Consider the following 16,199-nt stretch of genomic DNA (forward strand, 5'->3'; position numbering starts at 1 on the left):
CCCCCCCCCCCCCCCCCCCCCCCCCCCCCCCCCCCCCCCCCCCCCCCCCCCCTTTTAGATGTGTATAAGAGACAGGGATAAATCCGGCCGGTTCAAGAAGATCAGCGACTGAATCTCATGGCCTGCATTATTTTCCATATGACTTATGTCCAAGAGGGTTTCAGTGGCGTGAAGACACCCTAATGAAAACTCCTCGCTTTTCGATCATTTTTGGTTGGTGTGCCGTAATATTCGCCTGGACTTGCTGGATTCTGGCCTACATACAATCTAGCTGGTGGTGGCTGGTAGTTTCGTTGATTCCATATCTGATCTACCAAACATTCCTAAACAAGGATGGACAGGCTGGTGGTGAATAGGGGGACTGCCGCTGGTTTACGGAACAATATCCCATGACAGGAATTCTCTGGGTCATCAAAAGTCTCAGTGAACCACGGTCTGTGCACACACCCATGCAGACTACATACATCTAGATTCACAAAGCCTAAAAGTGATTTACCGAAACCCGGGGCGCAATGCCCCGGCAGGCCTGTCACAAGAAAGCCTGAATCAGCGCTGGAACGCCGCCGCAGCGGCCGCCATCCGCCGCAGATACGCCGGGTCTTCCTGCAGGCAATGCACGTGGTTGACCTCGTCCTCCACCAGTTCCTCCATCCGCTGCGCAGCCCCGCAAATGGCCTGCAGCGCATTGGCCACCACCTCCAGATTGCGGTAGCCCTCGGGCGGCTCCAGCCAGGCCAGCGCCAGTTGGCCCAGGGAATACACCTCGCTGCTGCCCTGCAGCGTCAGCCGGCCGATCTCGGTCACGGCATGGCTCAACTGCTGCGGGCTGGGCTGGGTCAGGGTTGTGGAAGCGGTACTCATGGCGCAACCCTTCCCACGGCAGATGCGCCAGAGTGAGGCGCATGGGTGGCAGAGGGGAATGCAAAAGAAGAAATGCCGTGCATGGTTTCGTACTCCTTCGTGAGAACAAAAACCACCGGCCCGTGTTCTTACGCACAGACAGGTGGACGGGATGTTAAGAACACGAACGAAGCCGTGCGGACGCCCTTGCGGGTAGCCCCATCCCGTCCGTAACCGCAGGAACGCAGGCTTGCGCCCACGCTCCGGAAATCAGACGTGACAAGGCCTCCTTGACGGCGAGGCCGCACCGCTTCGTTTTGGATGTTCTTACGCACCGGCCCCGGAACAGGGGGCTGCCGCGATGATAGAGGCTTTCAAGATGGCAAGCGCCCCAGCACTCCAGGCCGAGCGCAGCGAAGGCCCGCACCCACTCCCCGTATGTCCGCGCCTGCGCCGTGGCGGTTGCGGGGTTGCAGTCCTGCCGCAGGACAGGACTGCTTCGTCATCTGACTCGCCGTGATTGTTTGAACGTAGCTCGCAGAGCGAAGTGAGTTTCACGGCGAACCCCGCAACCGCCACGGCGCAGGTTGCCCCGCAGCGAAGCGAAGGGGTCGCGGACATTCGGGCGCTTTTCTTTGCTCACTTTCTTGTAGCGAGACAAGAAAGTGAGTCGGCCGCCGGGCCGAGACCCGGCCTCGAAAAACAACCACCCGGCAGGGGCAAAAAATGCACCTAAGCCAAAAGCAAACAAGGTGGGCGGGAGTCAAGACCATGTGCAAGGCATGCGGACGCCCTCACGGGCAGCCCCATCCCGCCCCAAACCCAAAGACAGCCAGGCCCCCAAAAGCCCCAGCCATCAAACCCCCGCTAAGGATGGCAGCTCCCGCATCACTTCAGAAAATCACTTCAGAAAAACAGCACCCTCACCCAAGGCGCCACCACCACATTCAACGCCCCCGCAATCATCATCACCAACGAAGCAACCACCGCCTGCACATCCCCAAACTGCCGCGCCTTCGCCACCCCGCTGCCATGCGCGGCACCACCCAGAATGGCGCCCGCAGCCAGCTTGCTGCGCACGTGCGGCAGCAGCCGCAGGATGGTCTCGCCCATGAGCATGCCGCTGACGCCCGTGAGCAGCACGAACAGCGCGGCCAGGTCGGTGGGCCCGCCCAGCACGCGCTCGGCCTCGATGGCGAAGGGGGTGGTCACCGAGCGCACGGCCAGGCCCTTTTGCAGGTCCACGGGCAGTCCGAAGGCCTGTGCGAACCAGATGGTGGTGGCAATGGACACGCCACTGGCCACGAGCACGCCGGTGGCGATCGACATCCAGTGCTTGCGCAGCAAGTGGCGGTTTTCGTGCAGGGGCAGCGCAAAGGCCACCGTGGTGGGGCCCAGCAGCCAGACCAGCCAGTGCGTCTGGGCGATGTACTGCGGGTAGCGCACATGGGTCAGCAGCGCCAGCGCGATCAGCACCATGGGCGTGGCAACGATGGGCATGAGCAGCGGATGCGGATGGCGGCGGTACACGCGCTTGTTGGCCGCATAGCAGGCCAGCGTGGCCAGCAGCGACAGCAGGCCTATGGCCTGGTCGGACATGGCGTTCACTCCTGCTTCCTGTGCAGCCCGGCGCGCGTGGAGCGGCGCCGGGCCAGCCACAGCTCCAGCCGGTAGACGCGGTCCACGGCCAGCGCCGTGGCGGCCATCACGCAGGCCGTGCTGGCCACGATGACGCCCAGGATGCGCAGGCCCTGGTGCTGGATCAGCTCGGTGTATTCGGTGACGACCAGCATGGCGGGCACGAAGAACAGCAGCATCTCGGCCAGCAGCCAGTTGGTGCCGCCCTGCAGCCAGCGGGCCTTGACCAGCCCGCTGAACAGGCCCGTGGCCAGCAGCGCGAAGCCGATCAGCCCGGCCGGCATGCCCCAGCCGAAATGCGCGCGCACGGCCTCCATGGCCACCCACAGCGCACTGAGCAGCCCCACCTGCAGCACGCCGCGCAGCAGCGGCCAGCAGCGGTGCAGCAGGCCCTGAAACACCTGCGGCCGCAGGACGGGCGTGGCGGAAATCTTTGACATGGGGCAATCCTAGGGTTTGCACTTAGATTCGTAAAATGAATAATCTCCATTTTTCCCATGCACAAAAGAAATCCTCATGGACCTGCGCGCGCTGCGCTACTTTGTCGAGGTGGTGCGCTGCAACAGCTTCACGCGTGCGGCCGAGGCGCTGCATGTGACCCAGCCCACCATCAGCAAGATGGTGCGGGCGCTGGAGGAGGAGCTGGGCGGCCCGCTGCTGCTGCGCGAGGGGCGCGGTGTGCAACTGACCGACGCAGGCCAGGTGGTCCATGCGCGCGGCCTGCAGGTGCTGGAGCAGTCACGCCAGCTGCTGCAGGAGGTGGCCGAGGTGGACGGCATTGCGCGCGGCAGCCTGAGCGTGGGCATCATGCCCACGGCCGGGCACTACATGGCGCCCGTGATCGCGCGCTTTCAGCAACTGCATCCGGGCGTGGAACTGCATGTGCAGGAGCAGGGCGCACGCGCCCAGCGCCAGCTGCTGCTGGACGGCAAGCTGGACATGGCGCTGGGCCTGCACGGCGCGGGCGAGGCGGGTGGCGACCTGGCCGGAGAGGGCCTGGAGTACTGCACCATCGCCCACCAGAAGACACGCGTGGCCTTTGCCGCGCACGAGGTGCCCGACCCGGACGCACCCGTGCACTGGAGCGAGCTGGCCCGGCGGCCCTTTGTGTTCTACACCTCGGACTTCGCCCTGCACCAGGCCGTGCTGGAGCATTGCGCGGCGGCAGGCTTCAGCCCACAGGTGCGGCTGCAGACGCGCTACTGGGACTTCATCGGCGACCTGGTGGCAGAAGGCGTGGGCGTGGCCGTGATGTTCGAGCATGTGATCGCGCGGTTCGACCCCCGGCGCGTGTCCAGCCGCCCGCTGGTGGGGCCTGAACTGCACTGGGACGTGGTGCAGCTGTGGCGCAGCGGCTATCTGTCGCGCGCGGCGAGGGCCTGGCTGGAGTGCGTGCGCGCGGTCTATCCCGACGACAATCGCTGAGTCCATGCAACCCAGAAAACGCCCTCCCTCGCGCTCCTTTGCGGGCCCATCCCGGCGCCCGCAGACCGCCTTCGCCGACCGGCCCGACACCGGCCCCTCACGCCTGCTGTGCTTCAACAAGCCCTACGGCGTACTCAGCCAGTTCACCCCCGAGGGCCGCTGGCGTGGCCTCAAGGAATACATCGACGTGCCGGGCGTGCATGCGGCAGGCCGGCTCGACGCCGACAGCGAAGGACTGCTGCTGCTGACCAATGACGGCCCGCTGCAGGCGCGCATCGCCGATCCGCGCTTCAAGATGGAGAAAACCTACTGGGTACAGGTCGAGGGACTGCCCGACGAGGCCGCGCTGCAGGCCCTGCGCCAGGGCGTGCAGCTCAACGACGGCATGACGCTGCCCGCGCAGGCGCGCCGGCTGGAGCCGCCGCCCGTGCTGTGGCAGCGCGACCCGCCCATCCGCGTGCGCCAGAACATTCCCGATTGCTGGATCGAACTGGTCATCCGCGAAGGCCGCAACCGCCAGGTTCGCCGCATGACGGCGGCCATTGGCCACCCCACGCTGCGGCTGGTGCGCGCGGCCATCGGGCCCTACACGCTGGACGGCCTGGAGCCCGGCCAGTGGAAGGACGTGGAGCCCGCCTAGGGCTCCGGATTGTCGGGAAGTGCCACAGCCTGCCAGCGCTGCAGGCCGAGCCACGGATGAAAGCGCCGCGCCTCGCCCACCTCCACGCGCTCCACACTGCCGGCCAGCAGCGGCCACAGGCGCTGCAATTGCGCCGAGCGCTGCTGCGTGCAGCGCCGCGCGCGGGCCAGCAGCTCGCTGCCCTGGCCCAGCAGACGCGACAGTTCGCGCAGGCGCGGCGGCGGCAGGCATTGGGCGCTGGCCAGCATCAGCCAAGACGGTGCCTGGCCTGCCTGGGCGGGGCCGCTGGCGGCGAACTGCTCCAGCAAAGCGACATGGGCACTGAGCAGGGGCGCGGGCGGTTTCTCGGCCAGCATGATCTCCAGCAGCCTGCCCTCGATGCGCCAGCGGGCGGGCACCACGGCATGCTCGACCGAGTTGCCGAAGCGCGTGGACTGGCGATGGCGGACGTCACGGCTGCCCTGCTCCAGCAAGGGCTGCAGCAGTTCGGCCAGGGCCTGCTCGCGCTGCGCCGTGGGCGCTTCGGCCAGCGTGATGCGCAGCGGCACGGCCTCGTAGCCGCGCAGCTGGTCGCGCCAGGCCATCCAGCCCGCCGTGTCGGGGCCGCCCAGCAGCAGGGCGAGGAAGGCGCCCAGGCCGGCCAGGGCCGAGCCGGTCCACCAGGACACCTGCACAGGCTGCCGCCCGGCGATCAGCCAGCCCGTCAACCAGACCAGCGCCCCGGCGCAGGTGGCTGCCAGCAGGCCCATGCCGAAGGCAAGGAAGGGCGCGCCATCGAGCCGGTCGGGCAGCAGCACCAGCATGGCCACGCAGGCCGCGCCGGCGCACAGCGCAACGGCCCACCAGCCCGCCACGGGCAGGGTGCGCGCGGTGCGGCCCATGAGACCCGAGAGACCCGTACGGCCGGCCAGTGTCAGCAGCAGCAGGGCCACCACCGCGCCAGCGGTCAGCGCAATGAACAAGGGCGCAAACACCCACAGCGCCAGCAGCCCGAGGACCGCCGATACCGCAAGCGACAGCGCCAGCATGCTCAGGCCTTCTTGAGGAACTCCGACTTGAGCAGCATGGAGCCCAGTTCGGTCTTGCAGTCCACGTTGTGGCCGTCGGCGCCATCGACCAGGCGGATGCCCTTGATCTTGCTGCCCTTCTTGAGCACGGTGGACGAGCCCTTGACCTTGAGGTCCTTGACCAGGATCACGGCATCGCCGTCGGCCAGCGCATTGCCGTTGGCGTCGCGCACGATGCCGTCGCCAGCGGCGGCTTCGCCGGACTCTTCTTCGGCCTGCATGGGCCATTCGAAGGCGCAGTCGGGGCAGATGTAGCTGGCGGCGTCGGGATAGGTGTTTTCAAGGCCGCACTGGGGGCAGGCGGGAGTGGTCTGGGGCATGGGATGGACAGATTCGGTGAAGACAAAGAGGCGCGGCGGGCGCGCCGTACCTGGCGATTGTCGCCCCTGCCCCCGCGCGCTGGCCTTGGCAAACCCGAGCGGGTTGCTGCGCCGAGCGCTGCGCGCCCCGCCCTGGTTCAGAGCGACGTGCCCATCTTGCGCAGGAAGCGCTCGCAGGCGTCGAGCTGGGCCAGCTCGACGAACTCGTCGGGCTTGTGCGCCTGCTCGATGGAGCCGGGGCCGCAGACCACGGTGGGAATGCCGGCGTTGTGGAACAGGCCGGCCTCGGTGCCGTAGGCCACCTTGCGCTTTTCCTGGTCGGCGGTCAGCGCGCGCACCAGCTGGGTGATGGCGGCTTCTTCCGAGGCTTCCAGCGCGGGCGCGCTGGCGCCGGTCTCGATCTCGATGCGCGCGTCGGCGAACTCGGCGCGCATGCGTGGCAGCAGTTCGTCGCGCACATAGGACTCGACCTGGGCCTGGATGCCATCCACCGACATGCCGGGCAGGTTGCGGAATTCATAGGCGAATTCGCACAGCTCGGGGATGGTGTTGACCGCGATGCCGCCCTGGATCTGGTTGGTGGTCATGGTGGTGAAGGGCACGTCGAAGAATTCGTCGTAGGGGCCGTGCGCCTTGAAGTGGTCGGCGATGTCCCGGATGCGGCAGATCAGCCGCGCCGCGTACTCGATGGCATTGCTGCCGCGCGGCGTGAGCGACGAGTGCGCGGCCTTGCCGTGCACGCGGCAGCGGTAGAGGTTGATGCCCTTGTGCGCCACCACCACCTGCATGCTGGTGGGCTCGCCGACCACGCAGCCGTCGAAGCGCGCGCCCTCGGCCTTGAGCTGGTTGATCATCACGGGCGCGCCCGCGCAGCCGATTTCCTCGTCGTACGAGAAGGCCAGGTGCACGGGCCTGGCGCGCTGCGTGGCCAGGAATTCGGGCACCAGCGCCAGCGAGGCGGCGATGAAGCCCTTCATGTCGCAGCTGCCGCGCCCATACAGGCGCCCGCCCTTTTCGGTGAGCGCAAAGGGGTTGGTGCTCCACTGCTGGCCATCGACCGGGACCACGTCGGTATGGCCGGACAGCACGATGCCACCCTGCGTTTCGCCGTTGTGGGCCGGCAAAGTGGCGAAGAGATTGGCCTTGGCGCCGTCCGGAGAGTGGAACAATCGGGCACTCACGCCCAGCGTGGCCAACTCATCGCGTACACACTCGATCAGCGCCAGGTTGGAGTTGCGGCTGGTGGTGTCGAATGCGACCAGTGTTTCCAGCCAGTCGCGGGTGTTTTTCCAGGTAGTCATGTGGTTCCATCTGCGCCATGGCCTGCGCCGCCCTTCATGGACGACGCAGGCCATGGCATAGGCATTGCATATGGCGAAGCAGTGTACGCCCGGGTTGCGGCCCGGGCAGGCACGCCGACCCATGCCCCGGGCGTGACTGCCGTCTTTTCAATCCCTTTTCGGAAATGGACCCTGCTTTGACCAAGCAAACCGTCTCGACCCGCAACATCGTGGCTGCCGTCATCGGCAACGCGCTGGAGTGGTATGACTTCCTGGTGTTCGCCTTCATGACACCCATCGTCGCCAAGCTGTTCTTTCCCAGCAATCCCGACAATCCGGACGACAACATCAACCGCATCCTGATGACCACGGCCGTGTTCGGCGTGGGCTTCTTCATGCGGCCCGTGGGCGGCATCCTGCTGGGCCTGTACGGGGACCGCAAGGGCCGCAAGGCGGCCATGGTGATGGTGACGGGCCTGATGGCCGTGGCGATCGCGCTGATCACGCTGGCGCCCACGTATGCGGCGGTGGGCATCCTGGCGCCGCTGTTCATCGTGCTGGCACGGCTGCTGCAGGGCTTTGCGGCCGGCGGCGAGTTCGGCACGTCCACGGCACTGCTGATCGAGCTGGCGCCGCCCGGCAAGCGCGGCTTCTATGGCTCCTGGCAGATGGCCGGCCAGATGCTGGCCCTGCTGATCGGCGCGGCCACGGGCACGCTGATCACCGAGATCTTCACCGAGGAGGAACTGATGGCCTGGGCCTGGCGCGTGCCCTTCGCCGTGGGCCTGCTGATCGTTCCCGTGGCGCTGTACATCCGCCGCCATGTGGAGGAGCCCGAGGTCTTCAAGGAAATGCAGGCCGCGCAGGCCAGCGGCAAGGCGCGCCAGATCGGCATCATGGAGATGCTGCGCACGCATGCGCGCGAGACGCTGGTGGGCATGGGCCTGGTGGTCACGGCCACGGTGTCCATCTACATCACCTTCACCTATCTGGTGACCTATGCCACGGTGACGCTGAAGCTGCCCATGCGCGATGCCTTCATGGTGCAGATGGCCGGGGCCGCGCTGATGGTGGTGATCATGCCGTTCTTCGGCGCCCTGTCGGACCGCGTGGGCCGCCGCATGCTGACCATCGGCTCGCTGATCGGCTACCTGGTGGTGCTCTACCCGCTGTATGCCTGGCTGACGGACGGCCCCACGGTGCAGAAGCTGCTGATCACCCAGCTGGTGGTCTGCGTGTTCGTGGCCGTGTTCTTCGGCGTGTTCAGCACGGTGATGGCCGAGCTGTTCCCGCCCCAGGTGCGTTCGGCCGGCATGTCCATGGCCTACAACGTGGCGGTGATGATCTTCGGCGGCTTCGCGCAGTTCATCGTGACCTGGCTGATCCGCTCCACGGGCTCGCCCATGGCGCCGGCCTTTTATGTGATGTTCGGCGTGACGCTGGGCCTGCTGGCGGCCTTCTTCATCAAGGACCGCGCGATGGAGCGCAACCTGCGCTGATCCCGGTGCGGTGCGCAAGGCACCGCGCCCGCGCATGCACCGCATGCCCCGCCACGGGGCCTGCGCCCCGCCCGCGCACCCGCCTGCGCACCATGCGCGGGCATGACGGCCACCCGCCCTGCACCACGGCGGGGAGGCCCGCCCGCATCGGCGGATTTCATGCAGAAAAAGTCAAGGCTGATGCTCTCTGGAGTGCCGCAAATCTGCAGGGAATACCCTCTGCTGGCACGCGTTTCGCTTGTCTACATTCTTGCATGCAAGTTGTAAATCCACTTGCATACAAGATTCCACAACTTGCGAAAGACGACTATGCGCCGCTTTGCCAGATCACTGTTCGGACAGGTGGTGATCGCACTCATCCTGGGTGTGCTCGCCGGAATATTGGCCCCTGAATGGGCCGTGAAGCTCAAGCCCCTGGGCGATGGCTTCATCAAGCTCATCAAGATGATCATTCCCGTGCTGGTGTTCTGCGTGGTGGTGCACGGCATCGCGGGCGCAGGCGACCTCAAGCGCGTGGGCCGGGTCGGCGTCAAGTCGCTGATCTACTTCGAGGTGCTGACCACCATCGCCCTGGTGCTGGGCCTGGTGCTGGCCTTCGTGTTCCAGCCCGGCGCGGGCATGAACGTGGACCCGAGCAAGCTCGACGCATCGGCCATGAGCGCCTATGCCAGCAACGCCGACAAGCTGACCAGCGGCGGCACGGTGGACTTCCTGATGAAGCTCATCCCCACCACCGTGGTGCAGGCCTTTGCCACGGGCGACGTGCTGCAGGTGCTGCTGTTCGCCGTGCTGTTCGGCTGCGCGCTGACCATGCTGGGCGAGCGTGGCGCGCCCGTGCATGCGCTGATCGACACGCTGTCGAACGTGCTGTTCAAGATCATGGGCATCCTCATCAAGCTGGCGCCGCTGGGCGTGCTGGGTGCGATCTCGTTCACCGTGGGCCAGTACGGCATCGGCTCGCTCAAGCAGCTGGGCATGCTGGTGCTGCTGTTCTACGTGGCGGTGATCTTCTTCGTCTTCGTGGTGCTGGGGCTGGTGATGCGCTTTTCGGGCTTCAGCCTGATCAAGCTGCTGCGCTACCTGCGCGAGGAGCTGATGGTGGTCTTCGCCACCACCTCCTCGGACAGCGTGCTGCCCCAGATCATGGCCAAGCTGCGCAACATGGGCGTGCGCGACTCCACCGTGGGCCTGGTGATTCCCACGGGCTACTCGTTCAACCTGGACGCCTTCTCCATCTACATCACGCTGGCGGCCGTGTTCATCGCCCAGGCCACGAACACGCCCATCGGCATGGCCGACCTGCTGACCATCCTGGCGATTGCGCTGGTGACCTCCAAGGGCGCCCACGGCGTGCCGGGCTCGGCCATCGTGGTGCTGGCGGCCACGCTGCATGCGATTCCGGCCATCCCCGCCATCGGCCTGGTGCTGGTGCTGTCGGTGGACTGGTTCATGGGCATTGCCCGCGCGCTGGGCAACCTGATCGGCAACTGCGTGGCCACCGTGGCCATCGCCGCCTGGGAAGGTGACATCGACCGCGAGCGCGCCCATGCCGTGCTCGACGGCCTGGCCGACAATCAGGGGCCCGACGCCGAGCCCTCCGGCGCCGCCGCCGTCCCCGCAACCGTCGTGACTCCTGCCCACCCTGCAACGCAATGACACCTGTAAGCCCCCAGCACATCGCCGAGCGCGTCGTCGAAGCCATCCTGGCCCAGAAACTGGCGCCCGGCGAACGGCTGGGGGAGCAGGAGCTGGCCGACAACTTCGCGGTCAGCCGCACCATGGTGCGCGAGGCGCTGATGCAACTGCAGGCGCGCGGCTTCGTGCAGGTGCAGCCCCGGCGCGGCTGGTACGTGGTCCAGCCCTCGGCCGAGGAGGCGCAGGACGCCTTCGCGGCGCGCCGCATCATCGAGACCGGCATCCTGGGCGAGGCCGGCCGCCCGATGCAAAGCGTGATCGGCCAGCTGCGCCGCCACATCGCCCAGGAGCAGGAAGCCATTGCCGGCGCCGACGCCGCCACGCGCGCCTTCCTGCTGGCCGACTTCCACGTCTGCCTGGCCGAGCAGATGGGCCACCGCCTGCTGGCGCTCACCCTGCGCGACCTCACGGCGCGCACCACGCTGGCGGCCACATTGTTCCAGTCCACGCACAGCGCCAGCCAGTCCTGCGCCGAGCACGAACGCATCGTCGAGGCGCTGGAGCGCGGCGACACCGAGGGCGCCAAGGCCCTGCTGCTGGAGCACATCGGCACGGTGGAACGCTCGCTGGAAATCCGCCCGCCCGAGGCGCCCGACGCCAGCGACCGCCTGCGCGCCACGCTGGCGCCCCTGTTCGGGGGATAACCCTGTGTCGGAGGGTCGGCAAATTTCCGTCGACCGTCGCTAAAACGCCAATCTAGGTCATACGGGACGCACTGTCATGGTGCCGACACGGCTGACTGCATACGCTGCTGAGTTGGCGCATTGCGCGCCGTTCATCAACCCACCACTGCTTCGGATATGACCCAACGTCCTATGTCCTTTTCCCGCACTCCCCTGCTCGCGTCCCTGTGCGCGGCTGCAGTCCTCACGGCCTGCGGCGGTGACGGCGGCTCGTTCTACCTCACGCTCGACGGAAAGCAGCCCCAGGTGATCGCCCACCGCGGCTTCTCGGGCAAGTTCCCGGAGCAGACGCGCATGGCCTACGAGGCCGCCGCCGATGCAGGCGCGGACATGCTCGAACTCGACATGCACATGACGAAGGACTGCCAGCTGGTCGCCCGCCACAACGCCTGGCTCAGCGACAGCACCAACGTGGCCGACGTGGCCAAGACCAATGCCGAAGTGGCACGCCGCCAGCGCACCACGGCCGGCGTGCTGGTCAACGTGAAGTACCCCGCCGTGCCTGCCAACGGCCCCTCGCAATACCTGAGCGACCAGCTCGATGCCAACGATCCCAAGTCCGTGCTCAAGGCCCTGGTGGTCGATGGCGAGGACCATCGCAACGACTGGTCCATCAGCGACTTCACGCTGCAGGAGCTGCGCAGCTGGCTGACCGGCACCATCCTGGACAACCGCAGCGAGCGCCCCACCGAGTGGAACGGCAAGCTGCCCCTGATCAGCGCCCAGGACGTGCTGGACATCGCCGCCGCCAAGGGCAAGGCCCTGGGCCGCACCATCCCCGTCTACGCCGAGACCAAGAACCCCTACTGGAACAACCAGCAGGCGATTGCCAACGGCTGCGGCGCGCCCGGCTCGCGCCCGTTTGAAGACGCGGTGATCAAGCTGCTGGACCAGAACAAGCTCAACGCCAAGGACTCGGCCATCTACATCCAGAGCTTCGACCCGGCCAGCCTCAAGTACCTGCGCCAGGCCGGCATGAAGGCCAAGGGCGTGCAGCTGATCGACGGCAACGACTTCAGCCTGCGCGACGGCTCCATGGTCTACATCACCAACGATGAATGGACCTTCATCAGCGGCCGCCCCTACAGCTGGACCCTGGCCGGCGACGCCCGCACCTTCGCCGCCATGCTCACGCCCGTAGGCCTGGCCGACATCAAGACCTATGCCGACGGCATCGGCCCCTGGAAGCCCCAGGTCCTGGCCCACTCCGTCGTGCCCTACAAGGACGGCGCCGGCCTCAAGGACGTGAACACCGTCAAGGACACGGGCCTGATCCGCGACGCCCACAAGGCCGGCCTGATCGTGCACAGCTTCACCTTCCGCAACGAGCCGGGCCGCCTGGCCGGCCTGTACAAGGGCGATCCCGTGCAGGAATACCTGACCTACTACCGCCTGGGCATCGACGGCGTGTTCACCGACTTCACGGACACGGCCGTGGCGGCGCGCAAGGCGTACAACAAGGAAATCGGGCTCTGAAACTCCCATCCCGCTGACCCATGACAAGGCGCCTCGTGCGCCTTGTTTTTTGGGCGCGGCATCGGACATCCAACCGAACGGAGGCACACTTGTACGGCATGAACAGATACGCAATATCGGCCGCTCTTTTGGCTGGGTCCGCCTTTGCCGCCCATGCCGACCAGATAACGTTTCAGAACGATCTTTCAGCCTGCGTGTCGATCACGGCGACGAAGACTTCCACAGAGTCCAATGTGGTGTGGACGAACACCCGTGTTCAACTGCGCAAATCGATTGGCGAGTGCGGATGCCTTTCGGCTCTGGCGACCTACACGAGCAGCGTGAACCGAGAGGGCGTCCGGCAGGTACTGCAGGAAGGCCTGATCGACCTGGGCAGCGGGGGGGAGAGAAAACTCGTGCTTGCGACCGATCCGGCCCTGGTCGCCAACAAGGAGGTGCGGGTTCGACTGGCGTGCACCGGGCCCTTGTAAGGCATCCTGGCTCCGGCAGCATCGGCGCGCGCGTGAACGCTCCGCCGGATCACATCTTCTGATCGACTGCCTGCGCCGCTGGCGCGCCCGTCCGCTATTCCAGTCAAAGATGAATGCCTTTGTCCAAAATAGCGAAAAATCGCACGCCTGACCGGCGTAGCCAAGCCAGCGGTCAACCCAATATCAGGCGAGATTCGGCGCCAGCAACCGGCGCAGTTCCTCGATGTCCATGCCCCGGCGCGCGGCCATGTCGGCCAGTTGGTCCTCGCCGATCTCGCCGACGTTGAAGTAGACGGAGTCGGGGTGGCCGATGTAGAAGCCGCTGACGCTGGAGGCCGGGTTCATGGCCAGGCTTTCGGTCAGGCTCATGCCGATCTCGTCGGCCTTGAGCACGGCGAACAGGTCGGTCTTGGCGCTGTGGTCGGGGCAGGCCGGGTAGCCGGGCGCGGGGCGCACGCCCTTGTACTGTTCCTTGATCAGCGCTTCGTTGCTGAGGTCCTCGTCGGGCGCATAGCCCCACAGGTCCTTGCGCACGCGCTGGTGCAGGCATTCGGCGAAGGCCTCGGCCAGGCGGTCGGCAAGGGCCTTGAACATGATGCCGGAGTAGTCGTCCAGCGCGTCCTGGAACTCCTTGTCCTTCTTCTCGGCGCCGATGCCGGCCGTGACGGCGAACAGGCCCGCGTAGTCCTGGATGCCCGATTCCTTGGTGGCCACGAAGTCGGACAGGCAGCGGCTGGGGCGCATCACGGGCTGGCCATCCGGGCCTTCCACCATCTGCTTTTCGGTCTGCTGGCGCATGCCGTACCAGGTCATCAGCACCTGGCTGCGGGACTCGTCGGCGTAGAACTCGATGTCATCGCCCACGCGGTTGGCCGGGAACAGGCCGATGGCGCCGTTGGCCTGCAGCCATCGGCCTTCGATGATCTTCTTGAGCATGGCCTGGCCGTCGGCCAACACCTTGCGCGCCTCGACGCCGACGATCTCGTCGTCGAGGATGGCCGGATAGGGGCCGGCCAGGTCCCAGGTCTGGAAGAACGGGCCCCAGTCGATGTATTCGGCGATCTCGGCCAGGTCGAAGTTGCGGAACACGCGCCGGCCCAGGGCGCGTGGCGCAACGGGGGCCTGGGAAAAGTCCACGGGCGTGGCGTTGGCGCGGGCCTTTGCCAGAGGCCACAGCGGTGTCTTCTTCTTGTTGGCGTGCTGGGTGCGGACCTTGTCGTAGTCGGCCTGGATCTCGGCCAGGTAGTTGCCCTTGTTCTCGCCCAGCAGGCTCTGGGCCACGCTGACGCTGCGCGAGGCATCGGGCACGTAGACCACGGGGCCTTCGTACTTGGGCGCGATCTTGACGGCGGTGTGCACGCGCGAGCAGGTGGCGCCGCCGATCAGCAGCGGAATCTTCTTGATGCGGAAGTAGTCGTCCTTGTGCATCTCGCCGGCGACGTATTGCATCTCTTCGAGGCTGGGCGTGATCAGGCCAGACAGGCCGATGATGTCCGCGCCCTCGGCCTTGGCCCGGGCCAGGATCTCATGGCAGGGCACCATCACGCCCATGTTGATGACCTCGAAGTTGTTGCACTGCAGGACCACGGTGACGATGTTCTTGCCGATGTCGTGCACGTCGCCCTTGACGGTGGCGATGACGATCTTGCCCTTGCTGGACACGTCCAGGCCCGCCGCTTCCTGCTGGCGCTTTTCCTCTTCGATGTAGGGCACGAGGTGGGCCACGGCCTGCTTCATCACGCGCGCCGACTTGACCACCTGGGGCAGGAACATCTTGCCGGCGCCGAACAGGTCGCCCACGATGTTCATGCCGTCCATGAGCGGGCCTTCGATCACGTGCAGCGGGCGGCCGCCGCCCTGCACCACGATCTGCTGGTAGGCCTCTTCGGTGTCGGCGACGATGAAGTCGGTGATGCCGTGCACCAGGGCGTGCGACAGGCGCTCGCCCACGGTCTTCGGGTTCTCGGGCGTGCCGCGCCATTCGAGCTTCTTGCTGTCGTCCTTGGCGGCGCCCTTGGCGGCGTCGGCAATCTCCAGCAGGCGCTCGGCGGCGTCAGGGCGGCGGTTGAGCACCACGTCTTCCACGCGCTCGCGCAGCTGGGGCTCCAGGTCGTCATAGACACCGACCATGCCGGCGTTGACGATGCCCATGTCCATGCCCGCCGAGATGGCGTGGTACAGGAACACGGTGTGGATGGCCTCGCGCACGGGGTCGTTGCCGCGGAAGCTGAAGCTCACGTTGGAGACGCCGCCCGAGACCTTGGCGCCGGGCAGATTCTTCTTGATCCAGCGCACGGCCTCGATGAAGTCCACGGCGTAGTTGTCGTGTTCCTCGATGCCGGTGGCCACGGCGAAGATGTTGGGGTCGAAGACGATGTCCTCGGGCGGGAAGCCCACCTCGTCCACCAGGATGCGGTAGGCGCGCTCGCAGATCTCGATCTTGCGCTGGTAGGTGTCGGCCTGGCCCTTCTCGTCGAAGGCCATGACCACGGCGGCCGCGCCGTAGCGCCTGATCAGCCGGGCCTGGCGCTTGAATTCATCCAGGCCTTCCTTCATGGAGATGGAGTTGACGATGCCCTTGCCCTGCAGGCAGCGCAGTCCGGCCTCGATGACCTCCCACTTGGAGCTGTCCACCATGACCGGCACCTTGGCGATGTCGGGCTCGGAGGCGATGAGGTTCAGAAAGCGCACCATGGCGGCCTTGCTGTCGAGCATGGCCTCGTCCATGTTCACGTCGATCACCTGGGCGCCGTTTTCCACCTGCTGGCGTGCCACGGACAGCGCTTCCTCGTACTGCTCGTTGAGGATCATGCGCGCAAAGGCCTTGGAGCCCGTGACGTTGGTGCGCTCGCCCACGTTGACGAACAGCGTGCCCTCGCCGATGGAGACAGGCTCCAGGCCCGACAGACGCATGGGAGGGGGAGTGAAAGAGGACGACATCAAGCTCACCTGCAAAAACGGCATGGCAACAGGTGAGCGTCGTTGGCACCGTGGGCGCGGTCCGGCCGGGAACCTGCACCTGGCCCAAGCCTGACGCGGCACGCGATCCGGTGTACGGATGGGCGGGTGCCGCGCTGCAACGCTCCTCGGGCCAAAGCCCGGGATTCTACGGCGGCTGGCGGCGGCCTGCAGTGCGGGTTTTACGCCCGCATTCGGGGCAGGCCTG

The 16,199-nt window shown here is 66.4% G+C and carries 14 protein-coding genes and 1 riboswitch; of the genes, 7 read left to right on the forward strand and 7 right to left on the reverse strand.

Annotation, left to right across the window (positions count from 1 at the left end):
• Window positions 1-546: 546 nt before the first annotated feature.
• The 3 genes from JHD82_RS23060 to JHD82_RS23070 form a co-directional block, all read right to left on the reverse strand.
• Window positions 547-861: a hypothetical protein gene (locus tag JHD82_RS23060; protein WP_199138991.1), complete on the reverse strand. Its 315-nt coding sequence runs from the start codon at window positions 859-861 to the stop codon at window positions 547-549.
• 885 nt (window positions 862-1,746) lie between these two features.
• Entirely contained in the window at window positions 1,747-2,439 is a 693-nt protein-coding gene (locus tag JHD82_RS23065) for an LrgB family protein (protein ID WP_013800125.1), read from the reverse strand.
• A 5-nt stretch (window positions 2,440-2,444) separates the two neighbouring features.
• Window positions 2,445-2,918, reverse strand: coding sequence for a CidA/LrgA family protein (locus JHD82_RS23070; protein WP_199138993.1), 474 nt, complete (start codon window positions 2,916-2,918; stop codon window positions 2,445-2,447).
• A gap of 76 nt (window positions 2,919-2,994) precedes the next feature.
• Here JHD82_RS23070 and JHD82_RS23075 point away from each other — a divergent pair, with 76 nt between their 5' ends.
• Together JHD82_RS23075 and JHD82_RS23080 are read left to right on the forward strand one after the other, a co-directional pair.
• Window positions 2,995-3,903 (forward strand): LysR family transcriptional regulator, encoded by a 909-nt coding sequence (locus tag JHD82_RS23075; RefSeq protein WP_012202182.1) that lies wholly within the window; start codon window positions 2,995-2,997, stop codon window positions 3,901-3,903.
• Window positions 3,904-3,907: 4 nt separating this feature from the next.
• Window positions 3,908-4,543, forward strand: a complete 636-nt coding sequence (locus JHD82_RS23080; RefSeq protein WP_198819746.1) for a pseudouridine synthase — start codon at window positions 3,908-3,910, stop codon at window positions 4,541-4,543.
• Here JHD82_RS23080 and JHD82_RS23085 read toward each other — a convergent pair.
• The 3 genes from JHD82_RS23085 to argE all read right to left on the reverse strand — a co-directional run bounded on the left by JHD82_RS23085 (window position 4,540) and on the right by argE (window position 7,231).
• Window positions 4,540-5,571 carry a hypothetical protein gene (locus tag JHD82_RS23085; RefSeq protein WP_199138995.1) on the reverse strand — a complete coding sequence of 344 codons (1,032 nt, stop codon included), beginning with the start codon at window positions 5,569-5,571 and terminating at the stop codon, window positions 4,540-4,542. The genes JHD82_RS23080 and JHD82_RS23085 overlap by 4 nt on opposite strands.
• Window positions 5,572-5,573: 2 nt before the next feature.
• Complete coding sequence (locus tag JHD82_RS23090) at window positions 5,574-5,930, reverse strand: zinc ribbon domain-containing protein YjdM (protein WP_016448692.1); 357 nt, start codon at window positions 5,928-5,930, stop codon at window positions 5,574-5,576.
• A 137-nt stretch (window positions 5,931-6,067) separates the two neighbouring features.
• Window positions 6,068-7,231, reverse strand: a complete 1,164-nt coding sequence (gene argE / locus JHD82_RS23095; RefSeq protein ID WP_043780289.1) for an acetylornithine deacetylase — start codon at window positions 7,229-7,231, stop codon at window positions 6,068-6,070.
• Between the two features lie 164 nt (window positions 7,232-7,395).
• Between argE and JHD82_RS23100 the strand changes: the two genes are divergently transcribed.
• The 5 genes from JHD82_RS23100 (at window position 7,396) to JHD82_RS23120 (ending at window position 13,033) form a co-directional block, all read left to right on the forward strand.
• The gene (locus tag JHD82_RS23100; RefSeq protein WP_016448697.1) at window positions 7,396-8,709 is read left to right on the forward strand and encodes an MFS transporter; all 1,314 of its coding nucleotides are present in this window, start codon (window positions 7,396-7,398) and stop codon (window positions 8,707-8,709) included.
• Between the two features lie 309 nt (window positions 8,710-9,018).
• Entirely contained in the window at window positions 9,019-10,365 is a 1,347-nt protein-coding gene (locus JHD82_RS23105; RefSeq protein ID WP_199139011.1) for a C4-dicarboxylate transporter DctA, read from the forward strand.
• The gene (locus JHD82_RS23110) at window positions 10,362-11,048 is read left to right on the forward strand and encodes a GntR family transcriptional regulator (RefSeq protein ID WP_043823241.1); all 687 of its coding nucleotides are present in this window, start codon (window positions 10,362-10,364) and stop codon (window positions 11,046-11,048) included. Before JHD82_RS23105 ends, JHD82_RS23110 begins: the two co-directional genes overlap by 4 nt.
• Before the next feature lie 171 nt (window positions 11,049-11,219).
• Window positions 11,220-12,563, forward strand: coding sequence for a glycerophosphodiester phosphodiesterase family protein (locus tag JHD82_RS23115; RefSeq protein WP_199139013.1), 1,344 nt, complete (start codon window positions 11,220-11,222; stop codon window positions 12,561-12,563).
• Between the two features lie 98 nt (window positions 12,564-12,661).
• Window positions 12,662-13,033 carry a DUF2195 family protein gene (locus JHD82_RS23120; protein ID WP_199139015.1) on the forward strand — a complete coding sequence of 124 codons (372 nt, stop codon included), beginning with the start codon at window positions 12,662-12,664 and terminating at the stop codon, window positions 13,031-13,033.
• Window positions 13,034-13,216: 183 nt separating this feature from the next.
• Here JHD82_RS23120 and metH read toward each other — a convergent pair whose 3' ends face one another.
• Window positions 13,217-15,946, reverse strand: a complete 2,730-nt coding sequence (gene metH, locus JHD82_RS23125) for a methionine synthase (protein WP_199139003.1) — start codon at window positions 15,944-15,946, stop codon at window positions 13,217-13,219.
• A 54-nt stretch (window positions 15,947-16,000) separates the two neighbouring features.
• Window positions 16,001-16,127, reverse strand: a riboswitch (S-adenosyl-L-homocysteine riboswitch).
• Window positions 16,128-16,199: the final 72 nt, after the last annotated feature.

It is taken from the genome of Delftia sp. ASV31 (assembly GCF_016428765.1).
GTDB lineage: Bacteria > Pseudomonadota > Gammaproteobacteria > Burkholderiales > Burkholderiaceae_C > Comamonas > Comamonas acidovorans.

What these genes read in the sequence shown, in the direction of transcription:
- JHD82_RS23060 (WP_199138991.1), bottom strand. Translation starts at nt 861, where the DNA reads ATGAGTACCGCTTCCACAACCCTGACCCAGCCCAGCCCGCAGCAGTTG.
- JHD82_RS23065 (WP_013800125.1), bottom strand. Translation starts at nt 2,439, where the DNA reads ATGTCCGACCAGGCCATAGGCCTGCTGTCGCTGCTGGCCACGCTGGCC.
- JHD82_RS23070 (WP_199138993.1), bottom strand. Translation starts at nt 2,918, where the DNA reads ATGTCAAAGATTTCCGCCACGCCCGTCCTGCGGCCGCAGGTGTTTCAG.
- JHD82_RS23075 (WP_012202182.1), top strand. Translation starts at nt 2,995, where the DNA reads ATGGACCTGCGCGCGCTGCGCTACTTTGTCGAGGTGGTGCGCTGCAAC.
- JHD82_RS23080 (WP_198819746.1), top strand. Translation starts at nt 3,908, where the DNA reads ATGCAACCCAGAAAACGCCCTCCCTCGCGCTCCTTTGCGGGCCCATCC.
- JHD82_RS23085 (WP_199138995.1), bottom strand. Translation starts at nt 5,571, where the DNA reads ATGCTGGCGCTGTCGCTTGCGGTATCGGCGGTCCTCGGGCTGCTGGCG.
- JHD82_RS23090 (WP_016448692.1), bottom strand. Translation starts at nt 5,930, where the DNA reads ATGCCCCAGACCACTCCCGCCTGCCCCCAGTGCGGCCTTGAAAACACC.
- argE (WP_043780289.1), bottom strand. Translation starts at nt 7,231, where the DNA reads ATGACTACCTGGAAAAACACCCGCGACTGGCTGGAAACACTGGTCGCA.
- JHD82_RS23100 (WP_016448697.1), top strand. Translation starts at nt 7,396, where the DNA reads ATGGACCCTGCTTTGACCAAGCAAACCGTCTCGACCCGCAACATCGTG.
- JHD82_RS23105 (WP_199139011.1), top strand. Translation starts at nt 9,019, where the DNA reads ATGCGCCGCTTTGCCAGATCACTGTTCGGACAGGTGGTGATCGCACTC.
- JHD82_RS23110 (WP_043823241.1), top strand. Translation starts at nt 10,362, where the DNA reads ATGACACCTGTAAGCCCCCAGCACATCGCCGAGCGCGTCGTCGAAGCC.
- JHD82_RS23115 (WP_199139013.1), top strand. Translation starts at nt 11,220, where the DNA reads ATGTCCTTTTCCCGCACTCCCCTGCTCGCGTCCCTGTGCGCGGCTGCA.
- JHD82_RS23120 (WP_199139015.1), top strand. Translation starts at nt 12,662, where the DNA reads ATGAACAGATACGCAATATCGGCCGCTCTTTTGGCTGGGTCCGCCTTT.
- metH (WP_199139003.1), bottom strand. Translation starts at nt 15,946, where the DNA reads ATGCGTCTGTCGGGCCTGGAGCCTGTCTCCATCGGCGAGGGCACGCTG.